The organism is Citrobacter sp. On2M, from assembly GCF_018035235.1.
Lineage (GTDB): Bacteria > Pseudomonadota > Gammaproteobacteria > Enterobacterales > Enterobacteriaceae > Citrobacter > Citrobacter meridianamericanus.
Genome location: NZ_WPCV01000004.1, coordinates 950194 through 966445, shown reverse-complemented (window position 1 = coordinate 966445; position 16252 = coordinate 950194). Strand labels below are relative to the sequence as shown.

Below are 16252 nucleotides of genomic sequence, written 5' to 3'. Positions count from 1 at the left end.
CTGGCCCGTTTACAGCCAGATGGCGAGCTAAATCGATGCTTTTCGTTACTTCAGTTTTGCAACATACTTCGCAACTGTTGTCTTTGCCCCTTCAGCCACTAAAGCAAGATATGCTTGTGTAACCTTGTTTTTGAATAATTCGACCTGCGGCAGTTCACGACCAAAAATAGCATCGATCGCCAGCAGCGCCCGAACACGATCTTCGCCCTCGTTACTACTACGCACCGCATTCTGGATCACTGGCAACAACGGATCGCTAATTTCAATCGCCTGGCCCTGCTCATCAACACCGCCGACGTAGCGCATCCAGCCAGCCACACCCAGCGCCAGTAGATCAAAGTGACTGCCGTTTACAATGTGCCAACGAACGGAATCAAGCATACGCTGAGGCAATTTTTGACTGCCGTCCATAGCGATCTGCCAGGTTCGATGACGCAGTGCCGGGTTGCTGTAGCGCTCAATTAACAGATCGGCATAGTGCTGTAGATCCACACCTTTAACTTTTAACGTAGGTGCTTGCTCCTGCAACATTAGCGCGCGAGCGGCAAGACGATAATTTTCATCGCCCATGCAGTCGTTAATGTGCTGATATCCCCCCAGATAACCAAGATAAGCCAGAAAAGAGTGGCTGCCGTTGAGCATGCGCAGCTTCATTTCTTCAAATGGGATGACATCTGCCACCAGCTCCGCTCCTGCTTTCTCCCACTCAGGGCGACCGGCGACAAAGTTATCTTCGATGACCCACTGACGGAATGGCTCACATGCCACGCCTGCCGGGTCGCGTACGCCAGTGATGTGTTCAATTTTGTCCAGCGTTTCTGGGGTAACCGCTGGGACAATCCGGTCAACCATAGTCGACGGGAACGTCACATGTTGCTCGATCCACGCCGCCAGTTCTTCATTCACCGCCCTCGCATACGCTGTGACAACATTGCGCATTACGTGACCGTTTTCTGGCATGTTGTCGCAAGACATCACGGTAAAGGCGCCTAAACCTGCCGCTTTGCGACGTGCCAAAGCCTCAACCACTACGCCTGGCGCAGTTTTTGGCTGTTTTGGGTTTTGCAGATCGGCGGCAATCATTGGATTGTCGAACATCAGTTGACCGGTCGCCGGAGAATGGCAGTATCCTTTCTCCGTTATGGTCAGGGAAACGATCGCGACCTGCGGTTCACACATCGCAGCCAGTACGCTTTCCAGACCATCAACCTGTGCATGCAGCGCTTTTTTCACCACGCCCACGACTCTTGCAGTCCAGGCATCCGCTGACATTTCCGCAACGGTATACAGGTTATCTTGCTGTTTCAGATCGGCAATTTGCTGCTCACCGCCAATCAGGTTCACTTCACAATAGCCCCAGTCACTGTCGTGATCTGCAGCCAGAATGTCAGCGTAAACACCCTGATGTGCGCGATGAAACGCGCCAAATCCCAGATGAACAATACGCGGAACCAGTTTTGTACGATCGTAGTCGGGAAGCGCAGCCTTCGCTGCCAGGAGCTTGTTTTGCATGGTATGGCCTATTTATTTATGAACTCAGGATTGTTTCAGAGTAACGCCTGTAGGGTTGTATGTTTTGACTTGCATTAAGCTTTTCTTGATTGGTATGACATCATTAGAAGATATATACCAGGATGAACGGAGCACGAGCACCTCCGTCCATGCCGTTATTTAACATCAGCTTGTCTGAGTCGCCGAGCAACGAACTTTATTCGACTGACCCACCTCTGCTGCATCCTCTAGCACACTAAGATCGCGGTCTTTCACTTCTGGCATCAACAACGCGGAAATAAGACCTATCAGTGAGTAGGCAATAACCATCACCAGAATTGGCCACCAGGAATTGGTCATGTTGCAGAAAATACCGGCCAGCACCGGACCGAAACCAACGGCAACCAACCCGCCCGCCTCTTTTGAGATTGCCATGCGAGTGAATCGGTTACGCGCACCGAACATTTCAGCCATGGTAATATTTTCTAGCGCAAATAATCCCAATACGGCAAAGTTATGAATAACAATCAGTGCCGTCATAATAATGCCAGGACTATATGTTTTATCCACGACGATTGACAGCATCGGGTAAGCCAAAAGAATTGCAGAAATATTCAGGATAATATAAGGCAAGCGACGGCCAAACTTATCAGAAAGCCAACCGAGTAGCGGTATGGTAATAAATCCAAGTATCGAACTAATCATTAACGCATCGGTAGGTATTGATTTATCAAATAACAACGTCTGAACTAAATAACCGGCAAGGAAGGTTTGGATTAACCCAGAGTTGCCCGCCTGCCCAAAGCGTAAACCAGTTGCCAGCCAAAAAGATTTACTGGTAAACATCGCCCCCAGCGTGTTTTCCGGCGAATTATTTAATGCTGGTAAATTTTCCTCGTCGTTAACTTTCTCAAATACCGGGCTTTCTTTGAGGTTCATACGTAACCAGATGGCAAAAATCATCACCACGACACTTGCCAGGAATGGAATTCGCCAACCCCAGGCTAACAGTTCTTCCCGGTCGAGAGCGAAGAACATCACTGCCCAGATGGCCGTTGCACTCAGCGTGCCACAGTTGGTTCCCATGGCAACAAGTGAAGAAATGATGCCGCGTTTGCCTTTTGGTGCATACTCGGCAAGCATAGTACCTGCACCCGAGATTTCAGCTCCCGCACCCAATCCTTGTATAATACGCAGTGTCACCAGTAATACGGGCGCAAAGATACCGATTTGCGCATACGTTGGCAGTACACCTATTAATGTTGTACAGATACCCATCATAGTGATGGTAATAAACAGCACCTTTTTACGTCCAATGCTGTCGCCCATTTTGCCAAATATAAATGCTCCAATGATACGAGCAATATATCCCGCGCCGTAGGTACCCATTGCTAAAATGAGCGCCATCGCTGCAGACTGTTCCGGGAAAAATATCTCATGGAATACCAGCGCGGCCCCCAAAGAATATAACTGGAAATCCATAAATTCGAGCGCAGTGCCCAACCATCCGGATACGGCTGCTCTGACCAGGTCCTTCGTTGATCTTTCGTGTTTTTCTTGATTCATATTGGCTATCTCTAAGAGGTAAGATGCGTACCACTTACTCGCAGTTATTTATATTATTCAGTGAATGTGAGTAAAACTTTGCAGCAGTGCTGCTGATCTTTCTCAAACAATTCAATTGCGTCGGTAACGTGGTGATAGTCAAAAGTATGGGTAATAAGTTGATTAGGATCGATGAGTTCATTGACCAACCAATCAATAACAACCGGAAATTTGTTTGCATTTAATCTTGAGGAATAGATTGAAAGTTCTTTCCCGGTAATGCCTTGTTGAACAATCTGACAAGGATCGCTGGAGAATCCCATTAAAACAATCCGCGCGGCAGGCGATGCCAGCGTTATAGCCTCCTGTAAAATGGATGGATGACAAGCGGCATCCACGATGATGGTCGGTTTTAGCCCTTTTACTGCGAGGAAATCTTGCAACGATTGCTGACTATTATTGACTGCCCAGTCTGCACCGCACTGCTTCGCCATGCTCAGGCGCTCATCGATTCTGTCGGCGATCACTACGGTTTTAACGTTATAGACACGTTTAAGCGCCTGTACGGTAGTCAGCCCCATAGGGCCTGCGCCATAAATCAGAGCCGTATCGTTTTCTGTCGGATTGATTTGCCCGGTTACATTTGCGGCAATGGTAAAAGGTTCAACCATAACGGCATGCTCATCGGACACGATATCGGGGATGGTCCAGGCATTTTTCGCCGGCACGACAGCGTACTCGCTGAAACCACCATCTCGATGAACGCCCAGCACCACCAGCGATGTGCAAACGTTAGGTTTACCAACCGAACAGGGATAACAATGTCCACAACTGATGACCGGATCAACGGATACCCGCTCACCCATTCGCGAACGCTCAACACCGTCGCCTACCGCATCAATCACACCAAAAAACTCGTGGCCAATCACGCGCGGGTATTGTGCAAAGGGATTGTGTCCGCGATAAATATGGCTATCGGAACCACAAATTCCCGCCAGTTTTACCTTTACCCGGACTTCGCCTGCTGAGGGTTCAGGTATAGTTCGCTCAGCAATATTCAGCGTATTCGGTTTTTCAATCACAATACTTTTCATCGCAAATCACTCCTTACCAGTTCCACAGCGTGCCATCTTCCAGGCGGGCTACAGGCAAATATGCAGGGTCATACGGATATTTCGCCGCCAGTTTTTCGTCAAACTCGATCCCAAGTCCCGGTTTGTCTCCCGGATGCATGTAGCCGTTATCAAAGGTCCAGTTATGCGGGAACACTTCCAGCATCTGTTCCGAATACCCCATATATTCCTGTACACCGAAGTTAGGCACCCACAGATCAAAGTGCAACGCGGCGGCCATGCACACGGGTGAAAGATCGGAAGGTCCATGCGAGCCTGTGCGAACCTGATACAGCGAAGCAAAATCGGCAATCCGACGCATACCGGTGATCCCCCCCGCATGGGTGATGGTGGTGCGGATGTAGTCGATCAATTGTTCTTCGATAAGCTGTTTGCAGTCCCAGATGCTATTAAACACTTCCCCGACCGCAATCGGCGTGACCGTATGCTGGCGGATCAGGCGGAAGCACTCCTGGTTTTCAGCTGGGGTTGGATCTTCCATCCAAAACAAACGATACTGCTCAATGCTTTTGCCAAAACGGGCCGCTTCAATTGGCGTCAGACGGTGATGCATGTCGTGCAGAAGATGTTCGTTGAAGCCGAATTTATCGCGCACCGCTTCAAACAGTTTTGGCGTGAAATCGAGATATTTCTCCGTTGACCATAACTGTTCTTCCGGCCATTGCCCTTTGGTCGCGGGTTCATAGGCCAGTCCTTTACCTTTCGACATCCCGTAAGTGGTTTTCATGCCAGGTACGCCGCACTGCACACGAATCGCTTTAAAGCCCATCTCTTTATGACGCGCATAATCTTCCAGTACGTCGTCGACGGTATGGCCTGTGGTGTGACAATAAACCATGACCCCTTCACGCGACGCGCCGCCGAGTAGCTGGTACAACGGCATATTGGCCGCTTTCGCTTTGATATCCCACAATGCCATATCCACTGCGGAAATCGCCGACATGGTGACTGGACCACGACGCCAGTACGCGCCTTTGTAGAAAAACTGCCAGATGTCCTCAATTCGATGCGCGTCGCGACCAATCAACTGCGGGCACACATGATCTTTCAGGTAGGACGCTACGGATAACTCGCGTCCGTTTAATGTGGCATCACCCAGCCCGGTGATCCCATCTTCTGTCGTAATTTTCAACGTCACGAAATTACGCCCCGGACAGGTGACAAAAACTTCAGCCCCGACAATCTTCATTTCTTGTTCCTTACATCTGTTCTTGAGATGCAGGAAATTTACCCAACTGAACTACTACCATACAAGTATAATGATCAAAAAAACGCTTCTTGATCACAAAAAAGGCGCTATGCGCGCCCCCATCCAGCCACAATGATCAGCATGCCGCACAACGCCACAAGCGCCCCCGACCAGTCGTACAGGCTGAGTTTTACGCCGTCGACGATGCGTAGCCATAGCAGCGCGGTTACCACGTAAACCCCGCCATAGGCTGCATAGACACGCCCGCTTGCTGCCGGGTGCAGCGTCAGAAACCAGACGAATAATGCCAGTGCCCCCCCTGCGGGGATCAGCAGCCAGGCCGTAGCCCCTCGCTTAAGCCAGAGCCAGGGTAAAAAGCAGCCAATGATTTCGCATAGTGCGGTGACGAAGAAAAGCAATGTGGTCTTAAGCATTGATGTTATTCAGTTACCTTCGGTTTAACCATGATACGACAGAATATCATCAGCGTATCCATATCCGCTGAGTGGGTATGCCCACGAAACGTAATAGTGTAGAATTTAACCCTGTTTTACGATTTATCCCCTTTCCCATAAAAGGAATTCGCCATGAATATTACACTGACCAAACGCCTGTGCCTGACGGCTATGCTGACGCTGGCGGCGGCTGTGTACACCTCTTCCGCATTTGCTGAAACCAGTAAACTGGTCATTGAGTCCGGGGACAGTGCGCAGAGTCGTCAACAGGCTGCAATGGAAAAGGAACAATGGAACGATACGCGTCAGCTACGCCAGAAAGTCAATAAACGTGTAGAGAAAGAGTGGGACAAAACCGACGCCGCCTTCGATAGCCGTGATAAGTGCGAACAGAGCGCTAATATTAATGCGTACTGGGAACCCAACACCCTGCGCTGCCTTGACCGCCGCACAGGCCGCACCGTTGCCCCATAAACATTGCACTTTGAAGGATATTGAAAGGATACGATATGACTAGCGCCCTCAGTGTTAAGTTGCGCCCGCTGGAGCGTGAAGATTTACGATTCGTCCATCAGCTTGATAACAACGCCAGCGTAATGCGTTACTGGTTTGAAGAACCTTACGAAGCGTTTGTTGAGCTGTCAGATCTTTATGACAAGCATATCCACGACCAAAGCGAACGTCGCTTTGTTGTGGAATGCAACGGTGAAAAAGCCGGGCTGGTAGAACTGGTTGAAATTAACCATGTGCACCGCCGGGCGGAATTCCAGATCATTATCTCCCCTGATTATCAGGGTAAAGGTCTGGCAACGCGTGCGGCTAAACTGGCGATGGATTACGGCTTTACCGTACTCAATTTGTATAAGCTGTATCTGATCGTTGATAAAGAGAACGAAAAAGCTATCCACATCTACCGTAAACTCGGCTTTATGGTCGAAGGCGAACTAATTCATGAATTCTTTATCAACGGACAATACCGCAACACTATCCGCATGTGTATCTTCCAGCAGCAGTATCTGGCAGAACATAAAACGTCAGGTCCTAATTTGCTGCAACCTACCGCTCAGTAAAGACTGACTAATAGTACTCGATGGTGTTTTCAATTGAGTAATGGTGTTCAACTGCCGGCTTCACGCTCTCGTCAACGATAACAAGCTGGCAGTTGACCGGATTAGCATAGTCATCGTACTTGCACGTTTGTTTGACGTTGCCTACAGGACGATTGTTAAGCAGACTCACCGCGGTGTAATCCAGCTTCTTCAACGGATCAACCGAGGGTTTGGCATCAACTTGCAAGGTGTTATCGTTATTGACGGTTGTTTTACCCAGCGGGTAGCCTTCCGCATCATAGCGATATTGCACTTTCATCTCTTTGCCCGTAGCGGAAACGACAAAACCGTTATCATCGGTATCCCAAACCACACCCGCAGCAGGCAGCTCTGCCAACTGACATTTACCCTGTAAGCGGATCCTTTTTTCCAGCGTTTCGGCATCCCGGTAATAGTTAGCATCCAGGACCAGCGCCATGCCGCTATTATTTTCAATATCGTGCAATTCAAGCGTATCGAAGCACCCTTCCTGTGAGAGCGTACCAACAACGCGTTTAGTAACCTCACCTTTGTCATTGAGCAACGTCTGGCTGAAATCTTTCACCGGTCCGCGCAGCGGGTCGAAATCAAATTCATTTGAAAAACTGGCCATTTCCGGCGTAAAGGAAATCAGCCCTTTGGCGTTATCACATCCAACCAGCAAGAGGCACAGGAAACCTAACAAGGTCTGTTTCTTCACATTTTTCACCGGGATAAGAAGATAATTCTCAATCATATTAGCAAATACAGTTATTTACACCAGAAATGCTAATCTTAGTTTAAGTTGATCATAAAGGAGCTGATGATGAAAAACATACCAGGAATTGCCGCGATCATATTGATAGTCGCTTCCCCGCAGGTTCTGGCTGCCCCGGCGTCATGTGAACGCGTAAAAAGCGATATCGAACAGCGTATCATCAATAATGGTGTGGCTGAATCCAGCTTCACGCTGAATATTGTCCCCAACGATCAGGCAGATCAGCCTGACTCACTGGTAGTCGGACATTGTGCAAACGATACGCACAAAATTCTCTACACCCGGACTAACAGTGGCAACGCCCCCGCGAATAGCACATCTTCGCAAGACGGACACGCCGCCGAACCGCAATAAATCACGCCCTCCGTGCGCGGAGGGTCACTCCAGTTTGATATGCATTAATATGCTCTACCTACAAGTGGGTAAACTCTCTCTATTATTAGCATGCTATTAATTGCGTTATAGAAGTTATTATATAGCGATAACAATAATGGAGTGAGTTATGTCTGAAACTGAGCAATATGGAGGCATCAGCCGCAGGGCGTTAGTGAAATCCTCGGCTATCGGTTCGCTGGCGCTTGCCGCAGGCGGGCTGTCATTACCTTTCGGAATACGCACCGCCGCCGCTGCGGTACAACAAGCTATTCAACCAGCTGAAGAAAAAGTGGTTTGGGGCGCGTGTTCCGTGAACTGCGGTAGTCGTTGTGCCCTGCAACTCCATGTCAAAGATGACGAGGTTGTATGGGTGGAATCCGATACAACCGGAGACGATATTTATGGTCAGCATCAGGTTCGTGCCTGTTTGCGTGGGCGATCAATCCGCCGACGGATCAATCATCCGGATCGCCTGAATTACCCAATGAAGCGGGTGGGAAAACGCGGTGAGGGAAAATTCGAACGTATAACCTGGCAGGAAGCGCTGGATACCATCAGTGACAGTTTAAAAAATACCGTGGAGAAATACGGTAATGAAGCTGTTTATATTAACTACACCTCAGGCATTGTAGGCGGCAACATTACGCGCTCCTCTCCTTATGCCTCGCTGGTCGCTCGCCTGATGAACTGCTATGGCGGATTTCTGAGCCATTATGGTACTTACAGCACCGCCCAAATCGCGGCGGCAATGCCCTATACCTACGGCTCAAATGACGGCAACAGCACGTCCGACATCGAAAACACCAAACTGGTAGTGATGTTTGGCAATAATCCAGCCGAAACGCGCATGAGCGGCGGCGGAATAACGTACTTCCTTGAACAGGCCCGGGAACGCTCTAATGCCCGGATGATCGTCATCGATCCGCGCTATACCGATACCGCAGCGGGTCGCGAAGATGAGTGGATCCCTATCCGACCGGGAACCGATGCCGCACTCGTAGCGGGACTTGCCTGGGTTATGATTAACGAAAATCTTATCGACCAGCCGTTCCTTGACAAATACTGCGTCGGTTATGATGAGAAAACCCTGCCCTCCGATGCGCCAGCAAACGGACATTACAAAGCTTATATTCTGGGGGATGGCGATGACGGCATCGCCAAAACCCCCCAATGGGCATCCCAAGTCACCGGAATCCCAGCCGATCGCATTATCAAACTGGCTCGGGAAATCGGCAGCACGAAACCGGCATATATTTGTCAGGGTTGGGGGCCGCAACGTCAGGCTAACGGCGAACTGACCTCACGCGCGATCGCGATGTTGCCTATCCTGACTGGCAACGTCGGCATCAATGGCGGCAATAGCGGTGCACGAGAATCAACCTATACCATCACAATTGAGCGTATGCCGCTGCCAGATAATCCCATTAAGACCCAGATATCCTGCTTTAGCTGGACTGACGCCATCGCCCGGGGTCCGGAAATGACCGCTACCCGCGATGGCGTGCGTGGGAAAGAAAAGCTCGATGTGCCGATTAAATTTATCTGGAACTATGCGGGAAACACCATCACCAATCAGCACTCAGATATCAATAAAACGCATGCTATCCTGCAGGACGATACAAAGTGCGAAATGATAGTGGTCATTGAGAACTTCATGACATCCTCGGCCAAATATGCCGATATCCTGCTGCCTGATTTAATGACTGTGGAGCAGGAAGACATCATTCCTAACGACTATGCGGGCAATATGGGATACCTCATTTTCATTCAGCCAGCAACCTCACCTAAGTTCGAGCGCAAACCGATCTACTGGATCATGAGTGAAGTGGCAAAACGTCTTGGAGATGATGTCTATCAACGTTTTACCGAAGGCCGTACTCAGGAACAGTGGCTCCAGTATCTGTATGCCAAAATGCTGGCCAAAGATCCTGCCCTCCCTTCTTATGACGCGCTTAAAAAAATGGGGATCTATAAACGCAAAGATCCTAATGGCCACTTTGTCGCCTATAAAAAATTCCGCGACGATCCACAGGCCAATCCGCTCAAAACACCGTCCGGAAAGATTGAAATATATTCCAGCCGACTGGCGAAAATTGCCAACACCTGGGAACTGCAAAAGGATGAAGTGATCAGTCCGCTTCCCATTTACGCGTCCACCTTTGAAGGGTGGGATGATCCGAAACGCAGTTCATTTCCGCTCCAGCTGTTTGGTTTCCACTACAAATCCCGTACGCACTCCAGCTACGGCAATATCGATGTTCTCCAGACATCTTGCCGTCAGGAAGTGTGGATCAACCCCGTCGATGCCCAAAAACGAGGCATTGCAAATGGCGATATGGTTCGAGTCTTTAACGATCGCGGTGAAGTACGTATCCCGGCAAAAGTAACGCCACGAATCCTACCCGGCGTAAGCGCAATGGGCCAGGGCGCATGGCATGATGCCGATATGGCTGGCGATAAAATTGATCACGGCGCCTGCGTCAACACGCTGACAACTCAGCGTCCGTCGCCGTTGGCAAAAGGCAATCCACAGCACACTAACCTGGTCGAGATCGAGAAGGTTTAAGGACTAACCCATGACAACTCAGTATGGATTTTTTATTGATTCCAGTCGTTGCACCGGCTGCAAAACCTGCGAACTGGCCTGCAAAGACTACAAGGATCTCACGCCCGACGTCAGTTTCCGCCGGATTTATGAATACGCCGGGGGAGACTGGCAGGAAGACAACGGCGTCTGGCGACAGAACGTTTTCGCCTACTACCTCTCCATTGCCTGTAACCACTGCGAAGATCCGGCCTGCACCAAGGTTTGCCCCAGCGGGGCTATGCATAAACGTGAAGATGGTTTTGTGGTGGTGGATGAAGACGTGTGTATTGGCTGTCGTTACTGCCACATGGCCTGCCCGTACGGCGCACCACAGTACAATGCCGCCAAAGGGCATATGACCAAGTGCGACGGCTGCCACGATCGCGTCGCCGACGGCAAAAAGCCCGTCTGTGTCGAATCCTGTCCGCTGCGCGCGCTGGACTTTGGTCCCATTGATGAGCTGCGCAAAAAACACGGTGAGCTGGCGGCGGTTGCTCCGCTGCCGGGCCCGCACTTCACCAAACCGAGTATTGTAATCAAACCCAACGCCAATAGCCGCCCGACCGGGGACACCACGGGTTATCTGGCCAACCCGAAGGAGGTGTGACATGGGTAATGGATGGCATGAATGGCCGCTGGTTCTGTTTACGGTGCTCGGCCAGTGCGTGGTCGGGGCGCTGCTGGTGAGTGGTTACGGCTGGCTGACCGCTAAAGACGATGCGGTAAAACAGCGTATCGTGCGCAACATGTTTTTTCTGTGGCTGGTGATGGGCATCGCCTTTCTCGCCTCGGTGATGCATCTGGGTTCGCCGCTGCGCGCCTTTAACTCGCTGAACAGAGTCGGCGCATCGGCGCTGAGTAACGAAATCGCCAGCGGGTCGCTGTTTTTCGCCGTCGGTGGCCTGTGGTGGCTGGTGGCGTTTCTCGGTAAAATGCCTGCAGCTTTAGGTAAAATCTGGCTGCTGGCAGGCATGGTGCTGGGTCTGGTATTTGTGCTGGCGATGACCCGCGTCTATCTGATAGACACCGTCCCGACCTGGTATAATGGCTATACGACGCTGGCATTTTTTATGACGATGCTGCTCAGCGGGCCGCTGTTTGCCACCCTACTGCTGCGGGCTGCAGGTGTTTCCTGTAGCCCTGCCAGATTCGCCGGCGTAAGCGTTCTGGCCCTGCTGGTGACCGTGGCGGTTATCGTTCTGCAGGGACTGGCGCTCGGTGAGATCCACAGTTCGGTACAAAACGCCAGCGCGCTGGTGCCCGACTACGCAAGTTTACAGGTCTGGCGTATCCTCCTGCTGGCTGCGGGTCTGGGGTGCTGGATATGTCCGCTTGTCCGTCGCAAAGAACCGTCCGTTGGCGGACTGGCGTTGGGCCTGGTTTCAGTCCTCGCCGGTGAAATCATTGGCCGCGGTTTGTTTTACGGATTACATATGACAGTCGGAATGGCTGTCGCAGGTTAACTCTCGGGTGCGGGGCAACCCGCACTGTTCAGGATTGTATGCATGACCCATTTTTCACAACGTGACAACTTCTCTACCGCAGCGCGTGTGCTGGGTGCGCTATTTTATTATGCACCTGAAAGCGCAGAAACCTCTGCATTAGTCAATGCGTTAAGAACCGAAGGCTGGCAGGTCCAGTGGCCGCTTGATCAGGCAACGCTTTCTCCGCTGGCAGAAAAACTGCAAGTCGAGGCCGATGAGCCTCTGCCGCAGGCCTGGCAGCGTCTGTTTGTCGGTCCGTATGCACTACCTTCTCCGCCCTGGGGATCCGTCTGGCTGGATCGTGAAAACGTGTTGTTTGGCGATTCCACTCTGGCATTACGCCAATGGATGCGGGAAAACGGCATCCAGTTCGCCATGCAGCAAAATGAGCCGGAAGATCACTTTGGTTCGTTGCTGTTGCTTACGGCCTGGCTTGCTGAGAACGAACGCCATACCGAATGCGAGCAGTTGCTGGCGTGGCATTTGTTCCCGTGGTCATCCCGCTTCCTTGACGTATTTATCGACAAAGCCGACCACCCGTTCTATCAGGCGCTCGGTGAGCTGGCCCGTCTGACACTGGCTAAATGGCAATCGCAGTTACTGATCCCGATAGCCAAAAAACCTCTGTTTCGCTAATTTCCTCACAGGCAGAATGCATCCTGCCTGTGGGACATCCTGTTGCGCACGCTAAGCTTTTGCTTCTGTTGCCAAATAACCGCAAAATGAAGCGTCTGCAACTTCCTTTCTGGACACTCATGCACCATTTACATGCTTATCCTGATCTGCGCGCCATGTTCCGCCGTCTGATGATTGCCGCGCTGATTGGTATTCTTGCCGCGTTAGCCGTTGCAGGATTTCGTCATGCCATGTTCTTGCTTGAATGGTTGTTCCTGAGCAACGACACCGGGAGTCTGGTCAATGCGGCAACAAGTCTTTCGCCTCTAAGACGTGCGCTGACGCCTGCATTAGGTGGTCTGGCGGCAGGTTTACTGCTTTGGGGATGGCAAAAGTTTAACCGTTTACGCCCACAGGCCCCTACCGATTATATGGAAGCCCTGCAAACCGACGGTCAATTTGACGTCAGTGCAAGCCTGGTTAAATCACTCGCCTCATTACTGGTTGTCGCCAGCGGGAGCGCCATCGGGCGCGAAGGCGCCATGATTTTACTGGCGGCGCTGGCGGCCTCCTGCTTTGCTAAACGCTTCACCCCGCGTACGGAATGGAAGTTATGGATTGCCTGTGGAGCCGCTGCCGGTATGGCTGGAGCGTACCATGCTCCACTGGCGGGCAGTTTATTTATTGCTGAAGTATTGTTTGGCACGCTGATCCTCGCATCACTGGGACCAGTGGTGGTGTCTGCCGTCGTGGCCTTGCTCACCACCAATGTACTGAGCGATAGCAATGCGCTCCTGTATGCCGTACGATTCACGCGCGAGCTACATGTGCTGGAATATGTCATGATCGTCAGTACCGGTCTGGCAGCCGGCGTTTGCGGGCCGCTGTTTATGTGGTTGATGACCGCCAGCCATAATGGTTTTTTGCGCTTAAAACTCTCCCCTCCGTGGCAACTGGCACTCGGCGGACTGATCGTTGGCCTGCTGTCGCTGCTCACGCCTGCGGTCTGGGGCAATGGCTACAGCGTAGTGCAGTCATATTTGACCGCCCCTCCGTTACTTGCCGTGGTGAGCGTGATCTTTATCTGCAAAATACTGGCAGTATTAGCCAGCAGTGGTTCCGGCGCGCCAGGCGGTGTGTTTACGCCAACGCTGTTTGTCGGTCTGTCGGTGGGCATGCTACTGGGACGGATGTGGGGATTGTGGTTACCGGGGCCGGATGAGATTGCTATTTTGCTGGGATTAACGGGTATGGCCACGCTGCTGGCAGCAACTACACATGCGCCAATAATGTCGACACTGATGGTTTGTGAAATGACCGGGGAGTACCGTCTGCTCCCCGGGTTGCTGATTGCCTGTGTGGTGGCGTCGGTGCTATCGCGAACGTTACGCCACGACTCGATCTACCGACAACACGCTGCCGAGCATTGACAGGCGGATGAACTGAGACAGCTCGCGCTGCTCTGCGCGAGGCAGATAAGGCAGTTCGCCGATAAGCGGTGCGGGTAATTTTTTGCTCAGCACATCAATGATTTCCGCATAATGCGCCAGCCCTGGATTGATACGGTTCGCGACCCAGCCGATTAACGGCAGTCCGTCGCTGGCAATCGCCTGCGCAGTAAGGATGGCATGATTAATACAGCCTTCCTGGATACCTACCACCAGCAACACCGGCAATTGTTCCTGTACCACCCACTCAGATAACGGACGCAGATCGTTCATCAGGCTCCGCCAGCCTCCTGTGCCTTCCACGACAACGTGATCGACTTTTTCACTGAGGCTTGCGAGGCCGTTAGAGAGCAGGGTGTAATTGACCGGCCCACTATGCGCTACGCTACTTTCGTCTTCACTGAGTGCAATCGGGTTGACCGCCTCGTAGGGCAGCTCGATTGTCGACACGCTTTGTAGCACCAGCGCGTCTTTGTTGCGCAGGCCTTCAGGCGTCTCTTTGCTTCCTTTGGCTACGGGCTTGTAACCCACAACACTTTTACCTCCTGACGCTAACGCTTGTAGTAATGCGCGGGAAACCACGGTCTTCCCAACAGAAGTGTCTGTACCTGTAATAAAGAAACGCTTCAGCATCACTAACTCCACCGTTATGCTTTGAAAATATAAATCAGGAAAATAAAACAGTGGAGAAAGTCTAAGGTATGGCGATAAGAATCGGCTTGAGATAGCGCAATTTTTCGTACAACAGTTAAAAAATGTTAACCCTGTAATAGACGAATCAACAAAGAACCGTTATACATCGCGTCCTTAACGAGCGCCGCACCGGCCATCGTTCCTTGATTGGTGAACTGCGTACTTTCGACGACAATATGCTGACTGTAGGCCGGAAGCGCCTGCTGACGGATGCTGTCAGCAATAGTGGGAAACAAAATATCCGCCGCTTTGCTGAACGGAGAACCAATCAATATCTTTTGCGGGTTGAACAAATTCACCATGATGGCAAGAATTCTGCCTACATGGGTTCCGACGCCGCTAATGATATCCTTCGCCAACAAATCTCCCTGCATGGCCGCCAGACACAGCGCGTCTACCGTTAACGGTTGCCCGTGTAGAGAAGAACTCATTGACTGTTTCAATCGCACCTGTGCGAGTTCCAGCACGCTGTCGACGCTGGCAATCGTTTCCAGGCAACCATGGTTGCCGCAATAGCAGCGTTTACCATAGGGATCCACCTGTGTATGCCCAATTTCAACCAGACTACTGCTGCCAGCATGCAGTAAATGACCGTCGGTGATCACCCCTGCACCCACGTTATGATCGATCACCACCTGAATGACATCGCGCGCGCCACGCGATGCACCAAAAAGTGCCTCGGCCATGGTCCAGGCGCTGATATCGTGCTGAATATACACCGGTACACCAGTATGATTTTCAAGAGCCTGCCCAAGCGGCATCTCTTTGACATCTTCGTAAAACGGCATGCGATGGACGATACCGTTTTCAGTATCAATAATACCGGGTAAGGTGATGGCGATGGAGGTTAAGCGCTCCAGCTTTTGCTGGTGGCGGATGAAAAACTGATCGACCTGGGTAATAACACGTTCCAGCAACGGGGTTTCACTGACCAGCGCCATCTCAAGACAATCTTCAACCACCAGCTTGCTGCTCAGATCGCGCAACGCCAAAAAAATCTCTCCGCGACTGATACGAATAGATAAGTAGTGCCAGGCTTCCGTTTCAACAACCAGCCCAACGGCCGGACGCCCACGGCTTCCCGCCTCCTTGATTTCCAGCTCTTGTACCAGGTGCGCCTCGAGCATTTCGCGGACAATTTTAGTAATGCTGGCAGGCGCCAATTGTGCCAGGCGAGAGAGATCAATACGCGATACCGGACCCAGCTGATCAATCAGGCGATAAACCGCGCCCGCATTGGTCTGCTTAATTTGATCGATATGCCCAGGCTGACTATCAGCAACCACCACTTACTCCCTTTATTTTCGCGCTCCGAAATAATCTGTAGACTATGGTGAAGCACTTCAATGGCTCCCGTCAAATTTTTACTTAGCCGTGTGATTTACTGCACAT

At 51.3% G+C, this 16252-nt stretch carries 16 protein-coding genes; 8 read left to right on the top strand and 8 right to left on the bottom strand.

What is annotated here, in order from left to right; genetic code table 11:
- Positions 1-45: 45 nt before the first annotated feature.
- From On2M_RS15015 to On2M_RS14995, 5 genes are all read right to left on the bottom strand, one after another.
- On the bottom strand, positions 46-1512 hold the full coding sequence (locus tag On2M_RS15015) for a fructuronate reductase (RefSeq protein WP_151219156.1): 1467 nt from the start codon (positions 1510-1512) through the stop codon (positions 46-48).
- Between the two features lie 165 nt (positions 1513-1677).
- Positions 1678-3057, bottom strand: coding sequence for an MFS transporter (locus On2M_RS15010; protein ID WP_210905058.1), 1380 nt, complete (start codon positions 3055-3057; stop codon positions 1678-1680).
- Positions 3058-3110: 53 nt separating this feature from the next.
- Positions 3111-4130 carry a Zn-dependent oxidoreductase gene (locus On2M_RS15005; RefSeq protein WP_210905057.1) on the bottom strand — a complete coding sequence of 340 codons (1020 nt, stop codon included), beginning with the start codon at positions 4128-4130 and terminating at the stop codon, positions 3111-3113.
- Positions 4131-4143: 13 nt separating this feature from the next.
- On the bottom strand, positions 4144-5358 hold the full coding sequence (gene rspA / locus On2M_RS15000) for a D-mannonate dehydratase ManD (protein WP_210905056.1): 1215 nt from the start codon (positions 5356-5358) through the stop codon (positions 4144-4146).
- A 107-nt stretch (positions 5359-5465) separates the two neighbouring features.
- Complete coding sequence (locus On2M_RS14995; protein ID WP_151219153.1) at positions 5466-5792, bottom strand: YnfA family protein; 327 nt, start codon at positions 5790-5792, stop codon at positions 5466-5468.
- 153 nt (positions 5793-5945) lie between these two features.
- Here On2M_RS14995 and On2M_RS14990 point away from each other — a divergent pair, with 153 nt between their 5' ends.
- A complete protein-coding gene (locus On2M_RS14990) occupies positions 5946-6287 on the top strand; it encodes a DUF1283 family protein (protein ID WP_151219152.1) in 342 nt (113 codons plus the stop codon).
- 35 nt (positions 6288-6322) lie between these two features.
- Entirely contained in the window at positions 6323-6883 is a 561-nt protein-coding gene (gene speG, locus On2M_RS14985) for a spermidine N1-acetyltransferase (protein ID WP_151219151.1), read from the top strand.
- 7 nt (positions 6884-6890) lie between these two features.
- Here speG and On2M_RS14980 read toward each other — a convergent pair whose 3' ends face one another.
- Entirely contained in the window at positions 6891-7601 is a 711-nt protein-coding gene (locus On2M_RS14980; RefSeq protein ID WP_151219150.1) for a YnfC family lipoprotein, read from the bottom strand.
- 105 nt (positions 7602-7706) lie between these two features.
- Between On2M_RS14980 and On2M_RS14975 the strand changes: the two genes are divergently transcribed.
- The 6 genes from On2M_RS14975 to clcB all read left to right on the top strand — a co-directional run bounded on the left by On2M_RS14975 (position 7707) and on the right by clcB (position 14149).
- Positions 7707-8012: a DUF1161 domain-containing protein gene (locus tag On2M_RS14975; protein WP_210905055.1), complete on the top strand. Its 306-nt coding sequence runs from the start codon at positions 7707-7709 to the stop codon at positions 8010-8012.
- Between the two features lie 148 nt (positions 8013-8160).
- Positions 8161-10599 (top strand): selenate/tellurate reductase subunit YnfE, encoded by a 2439-nt coding sequence (gene ynfE / locus On2M_RS14970; protein WP_210905054.1) that lies wholly within the window; start codon positions 8161-8163, stop codon positions 10597-10599.
- A 10-nt stretch (positions 10600-10609) separates the two neighbouring features.
- Positions 10610-11227, top strand: a complete 618-nt coding sequence (locus On2M_RS14965; protein ID WP_210905053.1) for a DMSO/selenate family reductase complex B subunit — start codon at positions 10610-10612, stop codon at positions 11225-11227.
- A gap of 1 nt (position 11228) precedes the next feature.
- A complete protein-coding gene (locus On2M_RS14960; protein ID WP_210905052.1) occupies positions 11229-12083 on the top strand; it encodes a dimethyl sulfoxide reductase anchor subunit family protein in 855 nt (284 codons plus the stop codon).
- Positions 12084-12125: 42 nt separating this feature from the next.
- Positions 12126-12740 (top strand): Tat proofreading chaperone DmsD, encoded by a 615-nt coding sequence (gene dmsD / locus On2M_RS14955; RefSeq protein ID WP_151219147.1) that lies wholly within the window; start codon positions 12126-12128, stop codon positions 12738-12740.
- Positions 12741-12859: 119 nt separating this feature from the next.
- Entirely contained in the window at positions 12860-14149 is a 1290-nt protein-coding gene (gene clcB / locus On2M_RS14950; protein ID WP_210905051.1) for a voltage-gated ClC-type chloride channel ClcB, read from the top strand.
- Here clcB and bioD read toward each other — a convergent pair.
- Both bioD and mlc read right to left on the bottom strand, forming a co-directional pair.
- Complete coding sequence (bioD, locus tag On2M_RS14945) at positions 14105-14800, bottom strand: dethiobiotin synthase (RefSeq protein ID WP_151219145.1); 696 nt, start codon at positions 14798-14800, stop codon at positions 14105-14107. The genes clcB and bioD overlap by 45 nt on opposite strands.
- A 125-nt stretch (positions 14801-14925) precedes the next feature.
- Positions 14926-16146, bottom strand: coding sequence for a sugar metabolism global transcriptional regulator Mlc (gene mlc, locus On2M_RS14940; RefSeq protein ID WP_151219144.1), 1221 nt, complete (start codon positions 16144-16146; stop codon positions 14926-14928).
- Positions 16147-16252 lie beyond the last annotated feature (106 nt).